Here is a 16,312-nt window from a genome sequence, read left to right as displayed (position 1 = left end):
AGATGTTCAGGAAGGCGTACGTCGCGAGAAACCGGCCAGATCGGCTCAGGCCTGCACCGATGCGTCCTGGGCTGCATCGGCCTCGCGGACCGCACGCACAAATTCGGTCATCCGGGCGTGGTCTTTCACGCCCCGTGCGGCTTCGATTCCGCTGCTGACGTCAACAGCGTACGGCCGCACGCGTTCAATCGCGCCAGCGACGTTTTGCGCGCTCAACCCACCACTCAAAACGAGCCGAGGAGCGGCGCTTGTGGTTGGCAAGGATGGCGATTGCGGGAGCCATTGCGGAGGAATGAGGGTCCAGTCGAAGACATGGCCGCCACCGCCATAACCCTCAACAAATGCGTCGAGCAGCAGACCTTGGGCAGCGGCAAACCGATCGGCGAATTCTACCAAATCGGCCCCGGGCTGAACACGCAGGGCGCGCAGCCAGGGCAGCCCCACCTTCCCCGCAATCTCGGCGCACAGCTCTGCCGGCTCGTCACCGTGGAACTGAAGCAACGTAAGCGGCACTTGGTCAAGCACCCGCGCCACGTCATCCGCGCTGGCGTTGACGAACAGGCCGGTCACGGTGACGAATGGACCAGCGCGGCGTGCCAGCTCTGCCGCACGTTCGATGGTGACGTAACGCGGGCTGGGCGGATAGAAAACGAGCCCGATCGCATCGGCGCCGAGCGTGACGGCGTGGTCGACGTCGGCCGGCTGGGTCAGGCCACACAGCTTGATACGGGTACGGTGCAACGGCATGGCGGAAGCGGAATTCACGGACCGGCGTATTCGTCGAACACGCCACGAAACAGGCTGGACGATGCCGGAGAGGCCGGCAACGAGAAAGCATCAGGATAGCCGACCTCGGCCAGATACAAGCCGTCGGGCATGAAAGTCGGGGCGGCGGCTACGCGGCTGCGGGCAGCCAGCACATCGCGCATCCACGACGCGGGCTGCCGGCCGCGCCCGATCGCCACCAAGCACCCCATGATGTTGCGCACCATGTGGTGCAGGAAGGCGCTGCCGCGAATGCGCACGAATACCCATTCACCCTCGCCTCGCACCTCGATGGAGTACATCGTTTTGACGGGCGACTTGGCTTGGCATTCGGCCGCGCGGAACGACGAGAAATCGTGCTCGCCGACAAGCGCCTGTGCAGCCTCGTTCATGGCTGCCACGTCAAGGGATTGGCCAGGCGGCAGCATCACGTAGCCGGCCTTGTCTTCGAGCAGCGGTGCGCGCGTCGGGCCGAAGGTCAGCGCGTAGTAATACGTGCGGCGATGGGCGGAGAAGCGCGCGTGGAAATCCTCCGGCATCTCCTGCGCCCATCGCACGGCCACCGTGGGCGGCAGAAAGGCGTTGGTGCCACGCACCCACGAGAACGGCTCGCGCACGAGGTCGGTATCCAGGTGGACGACCTGGCCCAGCGCGTGCACTCCTGCATCGGTGCGGCCGGCCACCGTGGTCGGCAACGCCACGCCGGCAAACTGCCGCAGCGCCTCCTCCAGCGCATCCTGCACAGTGTTGCCGTGCGGCTGTGATTGCCAACCCGAAAACGCGGCACCGTCGTACTGGATGCCAAGCGCGATGCGCGTCATGCCGTGTGAATCCTCATGCGGAAAGAAAAACGCCGGCAGGATACCACCCTGCCGGCGCTGTCGATGGCGTAAAACGCGTTGCGTCAGCCGATCTGGCGCATCAAGGCTTGCGCCTCGGCGTGGAACGACGGATCGCCCAAGTCCAGCACTTCCTGCAGAAGTTCGCGGGCGCCTTCCTTGTCGCCGATCTCGATGTAGGCCTTGGCCAGGTCGAACTTGATCTGCAGATCGCGCACGCCGTCGGCACCGTGCTCGCCGGACAGCGTGTGCGGCAGGTTGGTGTCCAGACGGATGGCAGATTGCGGTTCGTCGTTCGCGACCTCGGCGTGATGCGGCTCGGATTCGAAATGCATCGGGGCCTGCGACAGGTCGGTCGGCTGAGCCCAGCTCGGCAGGCTTTCCTCCGCGGCAACCGAGGCTGCCGGAGCCGCCGTTTCTGCGGCGGGCGGCGTCGGGTTCAGATCCAGCGACAAATCCGACAGATCCATATGCAGCGGGGGCGCAGCGACGGGCTGATAAGCCTCGCCAGCGTGCGCGTTGAACTGCGGCAGATCCGCCTCGGGTTCGGCGTGCACCTTGAAGATGTCCGATGCTTCTTCCGGCGCGGTGATCGGCTCGCCTGCTGCCGGCGCCGGGAACGACTCCAGCGGCAGATCGAAATCGGCCAGTTGCGGCGCCTTGGTCGACGGCGCGGACGGGTCCAGATCCGGAGACAGCGTAGTCCAGTCGTCCCCACGACGGGTGGTCTGCCCCGTTACCGTCGGGCTGAAGGCCTCGGCAGCCACCGCAGCGCCCACACCGGCCAGCGCAGCGGCACCTGCCACTGCGGCGCCAGCGTGGCTCGGCTCCGCATGCGCTTCGGCACCAACATGGCTTCCATCACCCTGCACCGTCAGGTACAGCGGGTTAGCTGGGTCGAACTTGCGGCCCATCGCAGCAGCCTCTGCCCATTCCGAAGAGGCCGCGCCAACTTGCGCCAGCATCTCTTCAGCAATGGTCTGGAAGCCATGGGCGTCCTGACGATTGGCGTAAATTTCCATCAACTTCAGGCGAATGGCTTGGCGCTCCGGATGCTGCTCCAGAGCCTCGCGCAGGATTTCTTCGGCTTGTACGTCGCGACCGTAGGCGATATAGACATCGGCCTCGGCAATCGGGTCGACTTCATTGCTCTCGTTGCCGCCGCCAATGCGGAAATCCGCACCGAACACGCTGTGCTGCGAGGTGTCGACGCTTTGACCACCGGCCGCGCCAAACAGCGAGTTGGCACCCGCCATCACGGTACTTTCCTGCGACAACAGACTGTCCTGGAAGCCATGTGCCTGCTCAGGCTTCTGCTGGCGGCGGCGATACACCACCAGACCACCCAGCAAGGCGACCACCAAGCCGCCCAGACCCAAAGCCATCGGGTTGCCCAGCAGCGACGAGAGGAACGATTCCTCTTGAATCGGGGGCGGCGGGGCCACCACGACCGGCGCCTTCTTCGGCGCGGCAGCGGGTGCCGAGGCAGCCGCCATCGGGGCGCTGGCCGCCTGCGGTGCCGAGGCTGCAGCCACCGGCGCCGATGCCGCTTCCGGTGCCGAAGCTGCCGCCGTGGCCGTTGTCGAGGAGGCCGGTGCGGCGGCTGCCGTTTCTGCAAGAGCAGCGGCAGCAGGAGCCGGCGCTGACGATGCGGCTGCCACCGGCGCGGGAGCCGGCGCATTGGCTGCCGCCACTGCCGGAGCAGCCGTCGACGGTGCAGCACCAGCGGCCGGCTTGGCAGCGCTGGCAGCCTTGGCCAGTTCAGCGTTCTTCAATTCAACCAGGCGCTGCATGTCAGAGAGATTCTTCTCCAACTGTGCAACGCGTGATTCCATTTCCTTGAGCGCCCGTTCCTTGGCGACGAGTTCCTCATCGCGGGCCGCAGCCGCCCCGGCCTTACCGGTGCGGTCGGCCTTGGACAGACGCAATTCATCACGGCCGCTGGCAGCAGGCGTGGCTTGATCCTGCACACGGGCCGACACGCTGCCGCTCTGCTGGCGGGCGGAGTCGGTATCCGTGGCCGCGTTGGCTTCAGCCGCCGTTGCGAGGCGGTTCCGGTAGCCTGCGAAGCCGGACGTTTGCGCAATGACTTCGCGGCGCGCCTCGCGCGCAGGCGTTTTCTGCGCTTCGGCCTGCGACGGCACTTTCAGCACCGAGCCGGTACGCAGCCGGTTGATATTGCCGCCAATGAAAGCGTTGGGATTGTTCCGATACAGGGCCAGCAGCATCTGGTCGAGCGACACGGCGTCTTGGCCTTGCGCGGCGGTCGATGCCACGTCGTACAGGCTATCGCCGCGCTGCACGGTGTACGAGCCACCGGGCGTAGCGTCCGGGGTGGCAGCAGCAGGAGCAGCTTGCTGGGCACGCGCGGCTTGGCGAGCAGCACGGGGCTGGCGTGCCGGTGCGGGCGCTGCGGCAGCCGGCGCCGCAGCTTGCGGTTGGGCGGTCGAAGCAGCCGGCGCCGACTCAACGGTGCCGGGCGTGGTGGCCTGCACCACCGGTGTCGGCGCAAAATTCTGTGCGGTATTGCTGGAACCCACCGGGTCAAGCAGGAACGTATAAGCGCGCGAAACGTGGCCGCTTGCCCAGTTCAGGTCAACCAGGACATCAACGAACGGCTCAGCGACGGGCTGGGTCGAGCGCAGACGCACCACGTAGTTGCCATTCGACTGGCGCTCCAGCGAGGCACGCAGCGAGGAGACGATCGGGTTGTAGGTCAGCCCGGCGCGCGAATAGGCATCCGGCGCAGCCAATTTGGCGACCAGGTTTTGCGCCTCTTCGGGCGTCACGCCGGTCAGATCGATTTCGGCCTGCAGCGGCTGGCCGAGGCTGGAACGCACGTGCAGCGCGCCGAAACCGGCCGCTTGCGCTGCGGGCTGAATCAGCAGCAGGCTCGCCGCAGCAAACGCGACGGCCGACCAGCGAGGACTGCGATGGGACGATTCTCTCCGGCGGTATTGGCTCACCCTCACCTTCGACTCCGTTATCTTTTAATGTGCAAACGAACTTAACATCAACGAGTTAGCGCAGCAAGTTCACCCAAAAAGTGAAGTGCTGGATAAGAACCGCCGTCAATCTTTATGAAAACGACACAATTGGCGAGATTCTGAAGCACCCGACGTACCCCCCGGAATGCGCGTGCTTCATGTGGCGCTAACCCTTCCCCGTGCCCCGTCCACCCCACGAATGGGCGGACAGCGTTCCGGCCGCTATTGTGTACCAACGTTACAGACCGTGGGCATCCAGATGGCACAACGCCGCGCAGGCCGCGCGGCGTTGGTAGAAAAAGCGTACTTTCTGTTGTCAGGCCGCAACGACAGCTGCCGACGGCCAGCCTGACAAGGAAAGCAAAGCTCGAATCACTTGTCCAGCAGGATACGCAGCGTGCGGCGCAGCGGCTCGGCAGCACCCCACAGAAGTTGGTCGCCAATCACGAAGGCGCTCACATACTCGGGCCCCATGTTCAGCTTGCGCACACGGCCCACACCGATTTCCAGACCACCAGTGATGGATGCCGGCGTCAGCTCCTTCTCGGTGATGCTGCGGTCGTTCGGCACCCACTTCACCCAGGGGTTGCCCGAGCGGATGATCTGCTCGATTTCTTCGAGCGGCAGGTCGCGCTTAAGCTTGAGCGTCAGGCCCAGGCTGTGGCAGCGCATTGCGCCAATCCGCACACACAGGCCGTCGACCGGAATCGTCTGCGCCGTGCCCAGGATCTTGTTGACCTCGGCCTGGCCCTTCCACTCTTCCTTCGACTGACCGTTGTCGAGCTGCTTGTCGATCCAGGGGATCAAACCGCCCGCCAGCGGGGCCGGGAAGAATTCGGTCGGCACGTCCTCGCGGATGGTCTTGGCAACCTTGCGATCGATGTCCAGGATGGCGGACGCCGGATTGGCCAGTTCATCGGCCACGGCGCTATGGATCACGCCCATGCCCTTGAGCAGTTCGCGCATGTGGTTTGCGCCACCGCCCGAAGCTGCCTGATAGGTCATCGAGCTGACCCATTCGACCAGGCCTTCGCGGAACAGGCCGCCCACGCCCATCAGCAGAATCGAGTTGGTACAGTTGCCGCCGATGAAATTCTTGGTGCCGGCCGCCACCGCATTCTTGATGAGCGACAGGTTGACCGGGTCCAGCACGATCACGGCGTCATCTTCCATGCGGAGCGTCGAAGCGGCGTCGATCCAGTAGCCGTTCCAGCCGGCAGCGCGCAGCTTCGGGAAGACTTCGGTGGTGTAGTCGCCACCCTGGCACGTGATGATCGTGTCGCATGCCTTGAGCGCTTCGATGTCGTTGGCGTCAGCCAGGGGCGCATCCGTCTTGGCGAATGCGGGCGCCTTACCGCCGGCGTTGCTGGTGCTAAAAAACACCGTGTCGATCAGGTCGAAATCCTTTTCTTCCTGCATGCGCTGCATCAGCACGCTGCCAACCATGCCGCGCCAACCGACGAGACCTACCTTCATGATTGTGAACCTCTAGTGATTTTCCCCGCCTCGGTCGCCCGGCGTGACCGCGCGGGGAAGGCGAACGGACACGACGGACGATCTACGAGATCGTTTTTTTGGTAATGATTTTCGTGGTCGTGCGAATCTCGACAGGCGTCATGCGAGCGCGCGCGGCGGTGCCCTTGGCGACGATAGCCAGGGTGCCCAGAATGCCCAGTACGAGGACGGGGAGCGCGATCGAGATCATCTGCAAAAATATACACGATTTGGCGGTCGCACAATGCACTGCAACATGTGTCCGCCGAAAAAATGACGATTGCGGCGCCGCATGTGACGGCACCGCAACGCACGTTTTGATTTACAAGGCAGCGACCACCGCGTCGCCCATCTCCACAGTGCCGACTTGCTTGCAGCCCGGCGTCAGGATGTCGCCGGTCCGGTAGCCCTGTGCCAGCACCTTCTTGACAGCCGTTTCGATGCGATCAGCCTGCTCGGCCTTGTTCAGCGAATAGCGCAGCATCATCGCCGCCGACAGGATCGTCGCCAGCGGGTTGGCAACGCCCTTGCCCGCGATGTCCGGCGCAGAACCGTGCGACGGCTCATACAAGCCTTTGTTGTTCGCGTCGAGCGACGCCGACGGCAGCATGCCGATCGAGCCGGTCAGCATGGCTGCCTCATCCGAGAGGATGTCGCCGAACATGTTGCCGGTGACGATCACGTCGAAGTTCTTCGGCGCCTTGACGAGCTGCATGGCCGCGTTGTCGACATACATGTGCGACAGCTCGACTTCCGGATACTCCTTGTGCACATCGGTGACGATGTCCTTCCAGAACTGGAACGTCTCGAGCACGTTGGCCTTGTCGACGCTGCACAGTTTCTTGCCGCGCTTGGCGGCAGCCTGGAAGGCGACGTGCGCGATGCGGCGGATTTCTGGCTCGGCGTAGCGCATGGTGTCGAATCCTTCGCGTGCACCGGCGAACGCGCCGTCCGGGGCCGAACGCACGCCGCGCGGCTGGCCGAAGTAGATGTCGCCGGTCAGTTCGCGCACGATCAGGATGTCGAGGCCGGAGACGATCTCGGGCTTCAGGCTCGATGCACCGGCCAGCTCCGGATAGCAGATCGCAGGACGGAAATTGGCGAACAGCTGCAAATGCTTGCGCAAGCCGAGGATAGCCTGCTCGGGGCGCAGTTCGCGCGCCAGCGTGTCGTACTTCCAGTCGCCCACGGCACCGAACAGGATGGCATCAGCCTCCTTGGCAAGCTTGAGCGTGTCTTCGGGCAGCGGATGGCCCTTGGCTTCGTAGCCTGCGCCGCCCACGGGGGCGAATTCCATCTCGAACGGCTCGCCCAGTACCTTGAGCACCTTCACGGCCTCGGCGACGATTTCCTTGCCAATGCCGTCACCCGGCAACACTGCAATCTTGGTCATGTGTTTGGTTGTCCTTGTTGTTCTAGCGTCAGCTCAGCCGACGAGCTTGTGCGCGAGCCACGGCATCTTGGCCAGGCGCTGCGCTTCGTAAGCCTTGATCTGGTCGGCGTAGCGCAGGGTCAGACCGATGTCGTCGAAGCCGTTCAGCAGGCAGTATTTGCGGAACGCCGTGATGTCGAACGGATACGCCGTACCGCCCGGCGTGACGACGACCTGCTTGTCCAGATCGACGGTCAGCTGGTAGCCCGTAAAGGCTTGCGTTTCGTTGAACAGATGGTCGACTTGCGACTCCGTCAGCACGATCGGCAGCAGGCCGTTCTTGAAGCAGTTGTTGAAGAAAATGTCGGCAAAGCTCGGCGCGATGATGGCGCGAAAGCCGTACTGCTGCAGCGCCCACGGCGCGTGTTCACGCGAGCTGCCGCAACCGAAGTTCTTGCGCGCCAGCAACACGGAGGCGCCCTTGTAACGCGGCTGGTTCAGCACGAAGTCCGGGTTCAGCGGACGCTTGCTGTTGTCCTGACCAGGCTCGCCGACGTCCTTGTAGCGCCACTCGTCGAACAGGTTCGGGCCGAAACCCGTGCGCTTGATCGACTTGAGGAATTGCTTCGGGATGATGGCGTCGGTGTCGACGTTCTCGCGGTCAAGCGGGGCAACGAGGCCGGTGTGGATGGTGAATTGTTCCATGATTGCTCTCTCTATCCTGCCGCTCAAGCGAGCTTGCGCACGTCAACGAAGTGGCCTTCCAGCGCGGCCGCTGCAGCCATCGCCGGGCTTACCAGATGGGTGCGGCCACCCGCGCCCTGACGGCCTTCGAAGTTGCGGTTGGACGTGGATGCGCAGCGCTCGCCCGGGTCGAGGCGGTCGGCGTTCATTGCGAGACACATCGAGCAGCCCGGCTCGCGCCATTCAAAGCCAGCCGCCTTGAAGATCTTGTCGAGCCCTTCGCGCTCGGCCTGCTCCTTCACGAGGCCCGAGCCCGGCACGACCATCGCCAGCTTCACGTTCGAGGCAATGCGCTTGCCGAGCTTCTGCACGACCCACGCGGCAGCGCGCATGTCTTCGATGCGGCTGTTGGTGCAGGAGCCGATGAACACCTTGTCGATGTTGATGTCGCTGATGGCGACGTTCGGCTGCAGACCCATATATTCGAGCGCGCGCTCCATGGCGTTGCGCTTGTTCGGGTCTTTCTCCTTGTCGGGATCCGGCACGCGGTCTTCAATGCTGACCACCATTTCCGGTGACGTGCCCCAGCTCACCTGCGGACGGATCTCTTCAGCACGCAACTCGACCACGTGATCGAAATGCGCACCTTCATCGGAATGCAGCGTGCGCCAGTACGTCACGGCCTGATCCCATTCCACGCCCTGTGGCGCGAACGGACGACCCTTGATGTATTCCAGCGTGACATCATCCACGGCGACCATACCAGCGCGAGCGCCGCCTTCGATTGCCATGTTGCACACCGTCATGCGGCCTTCCATCGACAGCGCGCGAATCGCCGAACCGCCGAACTCCATGGCGTAGCCCGTACCGCCTGCGGTGCCGATCTTGCCGATGATGGCGAGCACGATGTCCTTGGCCGTGCAGCCACGCGGCAGCGTGCCTTCCACCTTCACGAGCATGTTCTTGCTCTTCTTGGCGAGCAGCGTTTGCGTGGCCAGCACATGCTCGACTTCCGACGTGCCGATGCCGTGCGCGAGCGCGCCGAATGCGCCGTGCGTGCTGGTGTGCGAATCACCGCAGACCACTGTCATGCCCGGCAGCGTCGCGCCCTGCTCCGGCCCGATCACGTGCACGATGCCCTGACGCTTGTCGTTCATCTTGAATTGTGTGATGCCATAGCTGTCGCAGTTGGCGTCAAGCGTATCGACCTGGAGCTTGGAAACCGGATCGGCAATGCCGTGCGAGCGGTCGGTGGTCGGCACGTTGTGGTCCGACACAGCCAGGTTGGCGCTGATGCGCCACACCGGGCGCTCGGCCAACTTCAGGCCCTCGAAGGCCTGCGGGCTCGTCACTTCGTGCAGCAGTTGACGATCGATGTAGAGGACAGTCGTGCCGTCTTCTTCGGTATGAACGACGTGATCGTCCCAAAGTTTGTCGTAGAGCGTCTTGGCCATGATGCGATCCGTGCACAACGCACCCATTTTGAAATTCTGGGCCGCTGCGCGAGCAGTTTCGTGGGGAGTGATCGATTATGCCACCCGGTGCATTGGGCACCGGACGTGACTGACGAAAGGGGGTTTCGCCATTTCGCGAAGGCCCTTTCCGGGCACCTCAAGCGGCGCGCAACAAAAAACCCCGCCGGTTTCCCGGGCGGGGTTTCTGCAAGGCGAACAACTTGGCTTAGCGCTTGTCGATCGACGGCACTTCGCGGGTGGCGGCGCCGTTGAACAGTTGGCGCGGGCGGCCGATCTTGTATTCCGGATCGGTGATCATCTCTTCCCATTGCGAAATCCAGCCCACCGATCGAGCCAGCGCGAAAATGCAAGTGAACATCGAGGTGGGGATGCCCAGCGCGCGCTGAACGATGCCCGAGTAGAAGTCGACGTTCGGGTACAGCTTGCGGCTGACGAAGTACTCGTCTTCCAGGGCGATCTTTTCCAGCTCCATGGCCAGCTTGAACAGCGGGTCATTGTGCAGGCCCAGCTCTTCGAGCACTTCGTGGCAGGTTTCGCGCATCAGCTTCGCGCGCGGATCGTAGTTCTTGTACACGCGGTGGCCAAAGCCCATCAGGCGCACGCCGCTGTTCTTGTCCTTCACCTGCTTGATGAACTCGGGCACCTTGTCGACGGTACCGATTTCTTCCAGCATGTTCAGCGCAGCTTCGTTCGCGCCGCCGTGCGCCGGGCCCCACAGGCAAGCGATACCGGCGGCAATGGCAGCGATCGGGTTGGTACCCGACGAACCCGCCAGACGCACCGTCGACGTCGACGCATTCTGTTCGTGATCCGCGTGCAGGATGAAGATGCGGTCCAGTGCCTTTTCCAGCACCGGATTCACCTTGTAGTCTTCGCACGGTGTGGCAAACATCATGCGCATGAAGTTGCCGGTGTACGACAGGTTGTTCTGCGGATAGATGAGCGGCTGGCCGATGTTGTACTTGTATGCCATGGCCACCAGCGTCGGCAGCTTGGCGATCAGGCGAATCTGCGAGATTTCGCGCTCGCGCGGGTCGTTGATGTTGGCAGCGTCCGGATAGAACGCGCTCATGGCGCCAACCAGGCCCGTCAGCACGGCCATCGGATGAGCGTCACGACGGAAACCGCGCAGGAAGAACTGCATCTGTTCGTGCACCATGGTGTGATTCGTCACCACATGGTTGAACTCTTCCTTCTGCTTGGCGTTGGGCAGCTCGCCCTTCAACAGCAGGTAGCAAATTTCCATGAAATCGCACTTGCTGGCCAGATCGTCGATGGCGTAGCCGCGATACAGCAGCTCACCTTTGTCACCATCGATGTAGGTGATCTTGGAATTGCACGACGCGGTCGACATGAAGCCGGGGTCGTACGTGAACTTGCCCGTCTGACCGTACAGCTTGCGAATGTCGATCACGTCCGGGCCAACCGTGCCCTTATAGATCGGCAGCTCGACGCTGGGCGAGCCATCGGAAAACGATAGGGTGGCTTTCACTTCGGACGGCGTCATGTCGGTTTCCTTCTCTGCTGTTTATAAAAATGAAGTCGGGAGACTCCCGCCAGACGGATCGAGGGGCGCCGGCCGGGGGCGGCTGGAACGATTCGTCTTGCGGCAACCTCTCGCGCGCCGGTTCAGACCGAGCGCAGCAAGGTCAGGACGTGCTGGATATGAGGCACGTCGAGTTCGCCCTCCGGCTCCTTGCGCGCAAGCAGGAGATCCATCAGGTCGTTGTCGGGTAGCTCGAACAACTGCGAGAGTGCGGCAACGTCGTCATCCGACAGCTCCGTCTCGTAGCGGTTGAAAAAGCGCTCGACGATGATGTCGTTCTCAAGCAGGCCGCGTCGGGCACGCCAGCGCAAACGGGCACGCTTGTGCGGATCGGACTGATGGGAGAACGTTGGAGTGTTCACAGCAACCATACTTCCTGAAAATGTGTCGCCGGAGAAACCGCTCCGGCGACACACAATGCCAAAGTGCGCTGACTCGCGGCTTACACCGCGCGCCGCACCATCAATTCCTTGATCTTGCCGATGGCCTTGGTCGGGTTGAGACCCTTCGGGCACACATCGACGCAGTTCATGATGGTGTGGCAGCGGAACAGGCGATACGGATCTTCCAGATTGTCCAGACGCTCGCTGGTAGCCTGGTCGCGGCTGTCGGCGATGAAACGATACGCCTGCAGCAGACCGGCCGGGCCGACGAACTTGTCCGGATTCCACCAGAACGACGGGCACGACGTCGAGCAGCTCGCGCACAGAATGCACTCGTACAGGCCGTCGAGCTCTTCGCGCTCTTCCGGCGATTGCAGGCGCTCCTTCTCGGGCGGCGGCTCGTCGTTGATCAGGTACGGCTTGATCGAGTGGTACTGGTTGAAGAACTGCGTCATGTCGACGATCAGGTCGCGCACCACGGGCAGCCCCGGCAGCGGGCGCAGCACGATCTTCTCGGGCAGCTCGCGCATGTTGGTCAGGCAGGCCAGACCATTCTTGCCGTTGATGTTCATGGCGTCGGAGCCGCACACGCCTTCACGGCACGAGCGACGGAACGCGATCGACTCGTCGAGCTTCTTCAGCTTGACCAGCGCGTCGAGCAGCATGCGCTCGTGACCGTCGAGCTCAACCTCGTAGGTCTGCATGCGGGGCGCTGCGTCCTTGTCCGGATCGTAGCGATAGACTTCAAAAATACGCTTCATTTTTGTGGGCCCTTCTTATCCGTTAGAACGTACGCGCCTTGGGCGGCACCGATTCCACCGACAGCGGCTTCAACTGCACGGGCTTGTAGTCGAGGCGGTTGCCTTCGCTGTACCACAGCGAGTGCTTCATCCAGTTTTCGTCGTCGCGGTTCGGGAAGTCGCTGTGTGCGTGGGCACCGCGCGATTCCTTGCGGGCGGCGGCCGACACCATCGTCGCCTTTGCCACTTCCACCAGGTTGGCCACTTCCAGCGCTTCGACGCGCGCGGTGTTGAACACCTTGGACTTGTCCTTCAGGTGGATGCTGCCAGCGCGCTCGGCCACTTCCAGGATGCGCTCGACGCCTTCATCCATCAGCTTTTGCGTGCGGAACACGCCGGCGTGCGACTGCATGTTGCGGCGGATGTCGTTGGCGACGTCCTGCGCGTACTCGCCCGAGCTGGACGAATCGAGCTTGGCCAGGCGCGACAGTGCGCGGTCCGCTGCATCGGCCGGCAACGGCTTGTGCTCACGGTTCTTCAGGTTCTGCGCAATGATGTGGTTGCCCGCCGACCGGCCGAACACCACCAGGTCGAGCAGCGAGTTCGTGCCCAGGCGGTTGGCGCCGTGCACCGACACGCACGAGCATTCGCCAATCGCGTAGAAGCCGTTGATGACCTCGTTCGGGTTGCCGTTCTTCGGCACCACGACCTGGCCGTGATAGTTCGTCGGAATGCCACCCATCTGGTAGTGGATGGTCGGCACCACCGGGATCGGTTCCTTGATGGCGTCGACGTTGGCGAACTTCAGGCCGATCTCGCGGATCGACGGCAGGCGCTTCATGATGGTCTCGGCACCGACGTGGGTCAGGTCGAGCAGCACGTAGTCGCCGTTCGGGCCGCAGCCGCGGCCTTCCTTGATCTCCTGATCCATCGAGCGCGACACGAAGTCACGCGGCGCCAGATCCTTCAGCGTCGGGGCATAGCGCTCCATGAAGCGCTCGCCATCCTTGTTACGCAGGATGCCGCCCTCGCCACGCACGCCTTCCGTGATCAGCACGCCCGCGCCGGCCACGCCGGTCGGGTGGAACTGCCAGAACTCCATGTCTTCCAGCGGGACGCCTGCGCGCGCTGCCATGCCCAGGCCGTCACCGGTGTTGATGAAGGCGTTGGTCGAGGCTGCGTAGATCCGGCCTGCACCGCCCGTGGCGAACAGCGTCGTCTTCGCTTCGAGGATGTAGACCTCGCCGGTTTCCATTTCCAGCGCGGTCACGCCCAGCACGTCGCCGTCCTGGTCGCGGATCAGATCCAGCGCCATCCATTCGACGAAGAAGTGGGTCTTGGCCTTGACGTTACGCTGGTACAGCGTGTGCAGCAGCGCGTGGCCAGTACGGTCAGCCGCGGCGCAGGCACGCTGCACGGGCTTCTCACCGTAATTCGACGTGTGACCGCCGAACGGACGCTGATAGATGGTGCCGTCGGCGTTGCGGTCGAACGGCATGCCGAAGTGTTCCAGCTCATAGACCACGTTCGGCGCCTGGCGGCACATGAACTCGATCGCGTCCTGGTCGCCGAGCCAGTCGGAGCCCTTGACGGTGTCGTAGAAGTGATAGTGCCAGTTGTCTTCGCTCATGTTACCCAGCGAAGCGCCGATACCACCCTGCGCCGCAACGGTGTGCGAGCGGGTGGGGAAAACCTTGGACAGCACGGCCACGGAGAGGCCGGCCTCTGCCAGCTGCAGCGATGCGCGCATGCCCGAACCGCCCGCACCGACGATCACGACGTCGAATTTGCGGCGCGGCAGCCCAGTCTTGACTGCGACCATGTCTTAAACCCTCCAGAGAATCTGAGCTGCGTAGCCCGCACAACCGACGAGCCACAGAATCGTCAACACTTGCAGCGTCAAACGCACTGCCACGGGCTTCACGTAGTCCATCCAGATGTCACGGACACCGATCCAGGCGTGATACGTGAGCGACACGAACGCCAGGAACGTCAGCATCTTCATCCACTGGTTGGAGAACAGCCCCGCCCAGCTTTGGTAAGACGTGTCTTTGGAGAGCAGGAACGCAGCCAGCAGCACGACGGTATAGACCGCCATGATCACGGCGGTGACGCGCTGCGCGAGGAAGTCCTTCAGGCCGTAGTGCGCGCCGACAACGAGGCGCTTGGGACCGATATTGTTATTTGCCATCAGGGGCTCCTCAGAACAGGCCGAACAGCTTGGCGCCGAACACGACGGTCAGCAGCAGGCTGACGATCAGCACGCTCACAGCCGACTTGGAGGCCGAAGCCTTGTCGATGCCGATATGCAGATCGAGGATCAGGTAACGGACACCTGCGCAGAAGTGGTGCAGGTATGCCCAGATGAGGGCAAGGACAACAACCTTGGCAAAGCCGTTGGACAGAAGCGCCGAGAACTTGGCGAAACTGATTTCCGACGTGAGACTTTGCTCGAACAAGTACAGCACGAACGGAAGAAGAAGGAACATCAGCGCACCGCTGGCACGGTGCAAGATGGACACCTTACCGGCCCAGGGCAAGCGGTAACGGGCGATATCGCCCAAACCGATGTTCCTGTATACCGGCCTGGCTTTCTTGATGGCTTCTGCCATGGTCAGACCCCAATTGGCTAATCAACAAACAAAACAGCTTTGCACAAATCCGCGAGATTCTAGCGCGCTTTTGTTGCGCAGCGCACCATTAATTCCATGCGACGCGCTCCACTTTTGTGCTTCCTGCCCTCGCCTGCCAGTGGCGTGATACGGGGGCCGATTGTCCTCTCTACATTGCCTTCATGACGCGCAATACGCCGTTGCGCGACGCACAAACCGCGATGCCACCGAAGTGGCAACGGCCCGCACGAATCGGGCCCGGCAACGCGTCGTCAATTCAATTCGTTCTGGTAGTAGTGCCGCGTCGTGACGTACAGGCCACGACGTATCTCCACCGGTTTGTCGCCGAACGTGTGCGACACACGCTCCACCGAGAGCAGCGGCGATTCAACTGCAACTGATAGCAGCTCAGCCGTGGTCGCGTCAGCCGCTACCGCACGGAGGCGCTCGGTAGCACGCAACATGCGGACACCGAATTCCGCCTCGAAAAACGCGTACATCGGGCCCTTCCACTCGGTCAGCTTTTCAGCCGTCAGCCCTTTGAAACTCGCCCCCGGCAGCCAGATTTCTTCCAGCACGGTCGGTTCGCCCGAAAAAAACAGGATGCGGCGGATCTGCACGACGCTGTCGCCAGCCTTGAGTTCGAGCAGGCGTGCGATCTCGGCCGGGGCGCGCATACGCTTGCACTCCAGCACGCGACTGCTCGGATAGTGCTGCTCACCCTGCTCCGGCATCAGACGCAAGAAACGGAATTGCACCCCTTCTTCGTAGTGCGTGGTAACGAAGGTGCCTTTGCCCTGGCGCCGGGCGACCAAGTTTTCGGCCGCCAGCTCGTCGATCGCCTTGCGCACGGTCCCTTGGCTGACCTTGTAGCGGGCGGCCAATTCCATCTCACTCGGGATCATCTCGCCCGGCTTCCATTCGCCGGCCTGCAAGCTTTGCAGGATCAGGGTCTTGATCTGCTGATACAGCGGGCTGAAGGTGGGAGAGCCGCCCCCGCCTCCCGCAGAAGCGGGCGATGCGCCGCCTTCGCCGCCCGGAGGAGGCATCGCAGCGGATAGAGGGCTGGGTGTGCTCGACATAACTGCCGATTTCACCACAAAAGCGACAAGGGCGTCCAGCCCGTTTATAGAATGTCTTATGTCTTATATAAGACAGAAGATTCATTGACTTTCCCACGGGCACCGACCTACACTCGCGCCTGTTCCGGGCGACGGCCCACACACACGCCACGATGGCTCAAAGGTCAATCGCAAGTGTGTTTCCACATCGTCATGCGGACGCAGTAAACTGCGAGGCTCTTGCCGTTCCCGAGCCGACCGCCCACGAGGCGCCGACCGTTGCCGGCAACGCCTGCGAGGCTGCACCGACATCCTGCCGGGATGCGCGCCGCGCGCAGTGCGATCCGCTTTCAC

The 16,312-nt window shown here is 62.9% G+C and carries 14 protein-coding genes; all 14 read right to left on the bottom strand.

All coding sequences use genetic code 11. The annotated features are described in order from the left end of the window. Positions 1-45 precede the first annotated feature (45 nt). Entirely contained in the window at positions 46-747 is a 702-nt protein-coding gene (locus ACEN9T_RS15155; protein ID WP_413708456.1) for a phosphoribosylanthranilate isomerase, read from the bottom strand. Between the two features lie 14 nt (positions 748-761). After that, positions 762-1,586 carry a tRNA pseudouridine(38-40) synthase TruA gene (truA, locus tag ACEN9T_RS15150; protein WP_413708154.1) on the bottom strand — a complete coding sequence of 275 codons (825 nt, stop codon included), beginning with the start codon at positions 1,584-1,586 and terminating at the stop codon, positions 762-764. 83 nt (positions 1,587-1,669) lie between these two features. Continuing rightward, on the bottom strand, positions 1,670-4,576 hold the full coding sequence (tapV, locus tag ACEN9T_RS15145) for a FimV/HubP family polar landmark-like protein TapV (protein ID WP_413708153.1): 2,907 nt from the start codon (positions 4,574-4,576) through the stop codon (positions 1,670-1,672). A 387-nt stretch (positions 4,577-4,963) separates the two neighbouring features. Beyond that, entirely contained in the window at positions 4,964-6,067 is a 1,104-nt protein-coding gene (gene asd, locus ACEN9T_RS15140) for an aspartate-semialdehyde dehydrogenase (RefSeq protein WP_252691217.1), read from the bottom strand. Positions 6,068-6,407: 340 nt separating this feature from the next. Beyond that, positions 6,408-7,478, bottom strand: a complete 1,071-nt coding sequence (gene leuB, locus ACEN9T_RS15135) for a 3-isopropylmalate dehydrogenase (RefSeq protein WP_092969660.1) — start codon at positions 7,476-7,478, stop codon at positions 6,408-6,410. Positions 7,479-7,511: 33 nt separating this feature from the next. Continuing rightward, complete coding sequence (gene leuD, locus ACEN9T_RS15130; protein WP_027681084.1) at positions 7,512-8,162, bottom strand: 3-isopropylmalate dehydratase small subunit; 651 nt, start codon at positions 8,160-8,162, stop codon at positions 7,512-7,514. Positions 8,163-8,185: 23 nt separating this feature from the next. After that, the gene (leuC, locus tag ACEN9T_RS15125) at positions 8,186-9,595 is read right to left on the bottom strand and encodes a 3-isopropylmalate dehydratase large subunit (RefSeq protein ID WP_092970689.1); all 1,410 of its coding nucleotides are present in this window, start codon (positions 9,593-9,595) and stop codon (positions 8,186-8,188) included. Between the two features lie 226 nt (positions 9,596-9,821). Next, positions 9,822-11,123, bottom strand: a complete 1,302-nt coding sequence (gene gltA, locus ACEN9T_RS15120; RefSeq protein ID WP_092969658.1) for a citrate synthase — start codon at positions 11,121-11,123, stop codon at positions 9,822-9,824. 122 nt (positions 11,124-11,245) lie between these two features. Then, complete coding sequence (locus ACEN9T_RS15115) at positions 11,246-11,533, bottom strand: succinate dehydrogenase assembly factor 2 (RefSeq protein ID WP_009241006.1); 288 nt, start codon at positions 11,531-11,533, stop codon at positions 11,246-11,248. Between the two features lie 71 nt (positions 11,534-11,604). Continuing rightward, positions 11,605-12,306, bottom strand: a complete 702-nt coding sequence (locus ACEN9T_RS15110) for a succinate dehydrogenase iron-sulfur subunit (protein WP_009241007.1) — start codon at positions 12,304-12,306, stop codon at positions 11,605-11,607. A 22-nt stretch (positions 12,307-12,328) separates the two neighbouring features. Next, positions 12,329-14,107, bottom strand: coding sequence for a succinate dehydrogenase flavoprotein subunit (gene sdhA, locus ACEN9T_RS15105; RefSeq protein WP_045206860.1), 1,779 nt, complete (start codon positions 14,105-14,107; stop codon positions 12,329-12,331). Positions 14,108-14,110: 3 nt separating this feature from the next. After that, a complete protein-coding gene (gene sdhD, locus ACEN9T_RS15100) occupies positions 14,111-14,476 on the bottom strand; it encodes a succinate dehydrogenase, hydrophobic membrane anchor protein (RefSeq protein ID WP_004637532.1) in 366 nt (121 codons plus the stop codon). A gap of 10 nt (positions 14,477-14,486) precedes the next feature. Further along, positions 14,487-14,897 carry a succinate dehydrogenase, cytochrome b556 subunit gene (gene sdhC, locus ACEN9T_RS15095; protein ID WP_012436028.1) on the bottom strand — a complete coding sequence of 137 codons (411 nt, stop codon included), beginning with the start codon at positions 14,895-14,897 and terminating at the stop codon, positions 14,487-14,489. 272 nt (positions 14,898-15,169) lie between these two features. Then, positions 15,170-15,946, bottom strand: a complete 777-nt coding sequence (locus tag ACEN9T_RS15090) for a GntR family transcriptional regulator (protein ID WP_413708152.1) — start codon at positions 15,944-15,946, stop codon at positions 15,170-15,172. Between the last annotated feature and the right edge of the window lie 366 nt (positions 15,947-16,312).

Source organism: Ralstonia sp. Ralssp110, from assembly GCF_047325135.1.
In the GTDB taxonomy this organism is placed as follows: Bacteria; Pseudomonadota; Gammaproteobacteria; order Burkholderiales; family Burkholderiaceae; genus Ralstonia; species Ralstonia mojiangensis.
Note: the sequence above shows the minus strand (reverse complement) of the source record. Positions and strands in the feature narration are given on the sequence as shown.

Excerpts from the sequence above, each read along its gene's own strand:
- ACEN9T_RS15155 (WP_413708456.1), bottom strand. The coding sequence starts at position 747 with ATGCCGTTGCACCGTACCCGTATCAAGCTGTGTGGCCTGACCCAGCCG.
- truA (WP_413708154.1), bottom strand. The coding sequence starts at position 1,586 with ATGACGCGCATCGCGCTTGGCATCCAGTACGACGGTGCCGCGTTTTCG.
- asd (WP_252691217.1), bottom strand. The coding sequence starts at position 6,067 with ATGAAGGTAGGTCTCGTCGGTTGGCGCGGCATGGTTGGCAGCGTGCTG.
- leuB (WP_092969660.1), bottom strand. The coding sequence starts at position 7,478 with ATGACCAAGATTGCAGTGTTGCCGGGTGACGGCATTGGCAAGGAAATC.
- leuD (WP_027681084.1), bottom strand. The coding sequence starts at position 8,162 with ATGGAACAATTCACCATCCACACCGGCCTCGTTGCCCCGCTTGACCGC.
- leuC (WP_092970689.1), bottom strand. The coding sequence starts at position 9,595 with ATGGCCAAGACGCTCTACGACAAACTTTGGGACGATCACGTCGTTCAT.
- gltA (WP_092969658.1), bottom strand. The coding sequence starts at position 11,123 with ATGACGCCGTCCGAAGTGAAAGCCACCCTATCGTTTTCCGATGGCTCG.
- ACEN9T_RS15115 (WP_009241006.1), bottom strand. The coding sequence starts at position 11,533 with ATGGTTGCTGTGAACACTCCAACGTTCTCCCATCAGTCCGATCCGCAC.
- ACEN9T_RS15110 (WP_009241007.1), bottom strand. The coding sequence starts at position 12,306 with ATGAAGCGTATTTTTGAAGTCTATCGCTACGATCCGGACAAGGACGCA.
- sdhA (WP_045206860.1), bottom strand. The coding sequence starts at position 14,107 with ATGGTCGCAGTCAAGACTGGGCTGCCGCGCCGCAAATTCGACGTCGTG.
- sdhD (WP_004637532.1), bottom strand. The coding sequence starts at position 14,476 with ATGGCAAATAACAATATCGGTCCCAAGCGCCTCGTTGTCGGCGCGCAC.
- sdhC (WP_012436028.1), bottom strand. The coding sequence starts at position 14,897 with ATGGCAGAAGCCATCAAGAAAGCCAGGCCGGTATACAGGAACATCGGT.
- ACEN9T_RS15090 (WP_413708152.1), bottom strand. The coding sequence starts at position 15,946 with ATGCCTCCTCCGGGCGGCGAAGGCGGCGCATCGCCCGCTTCTGCGGGA.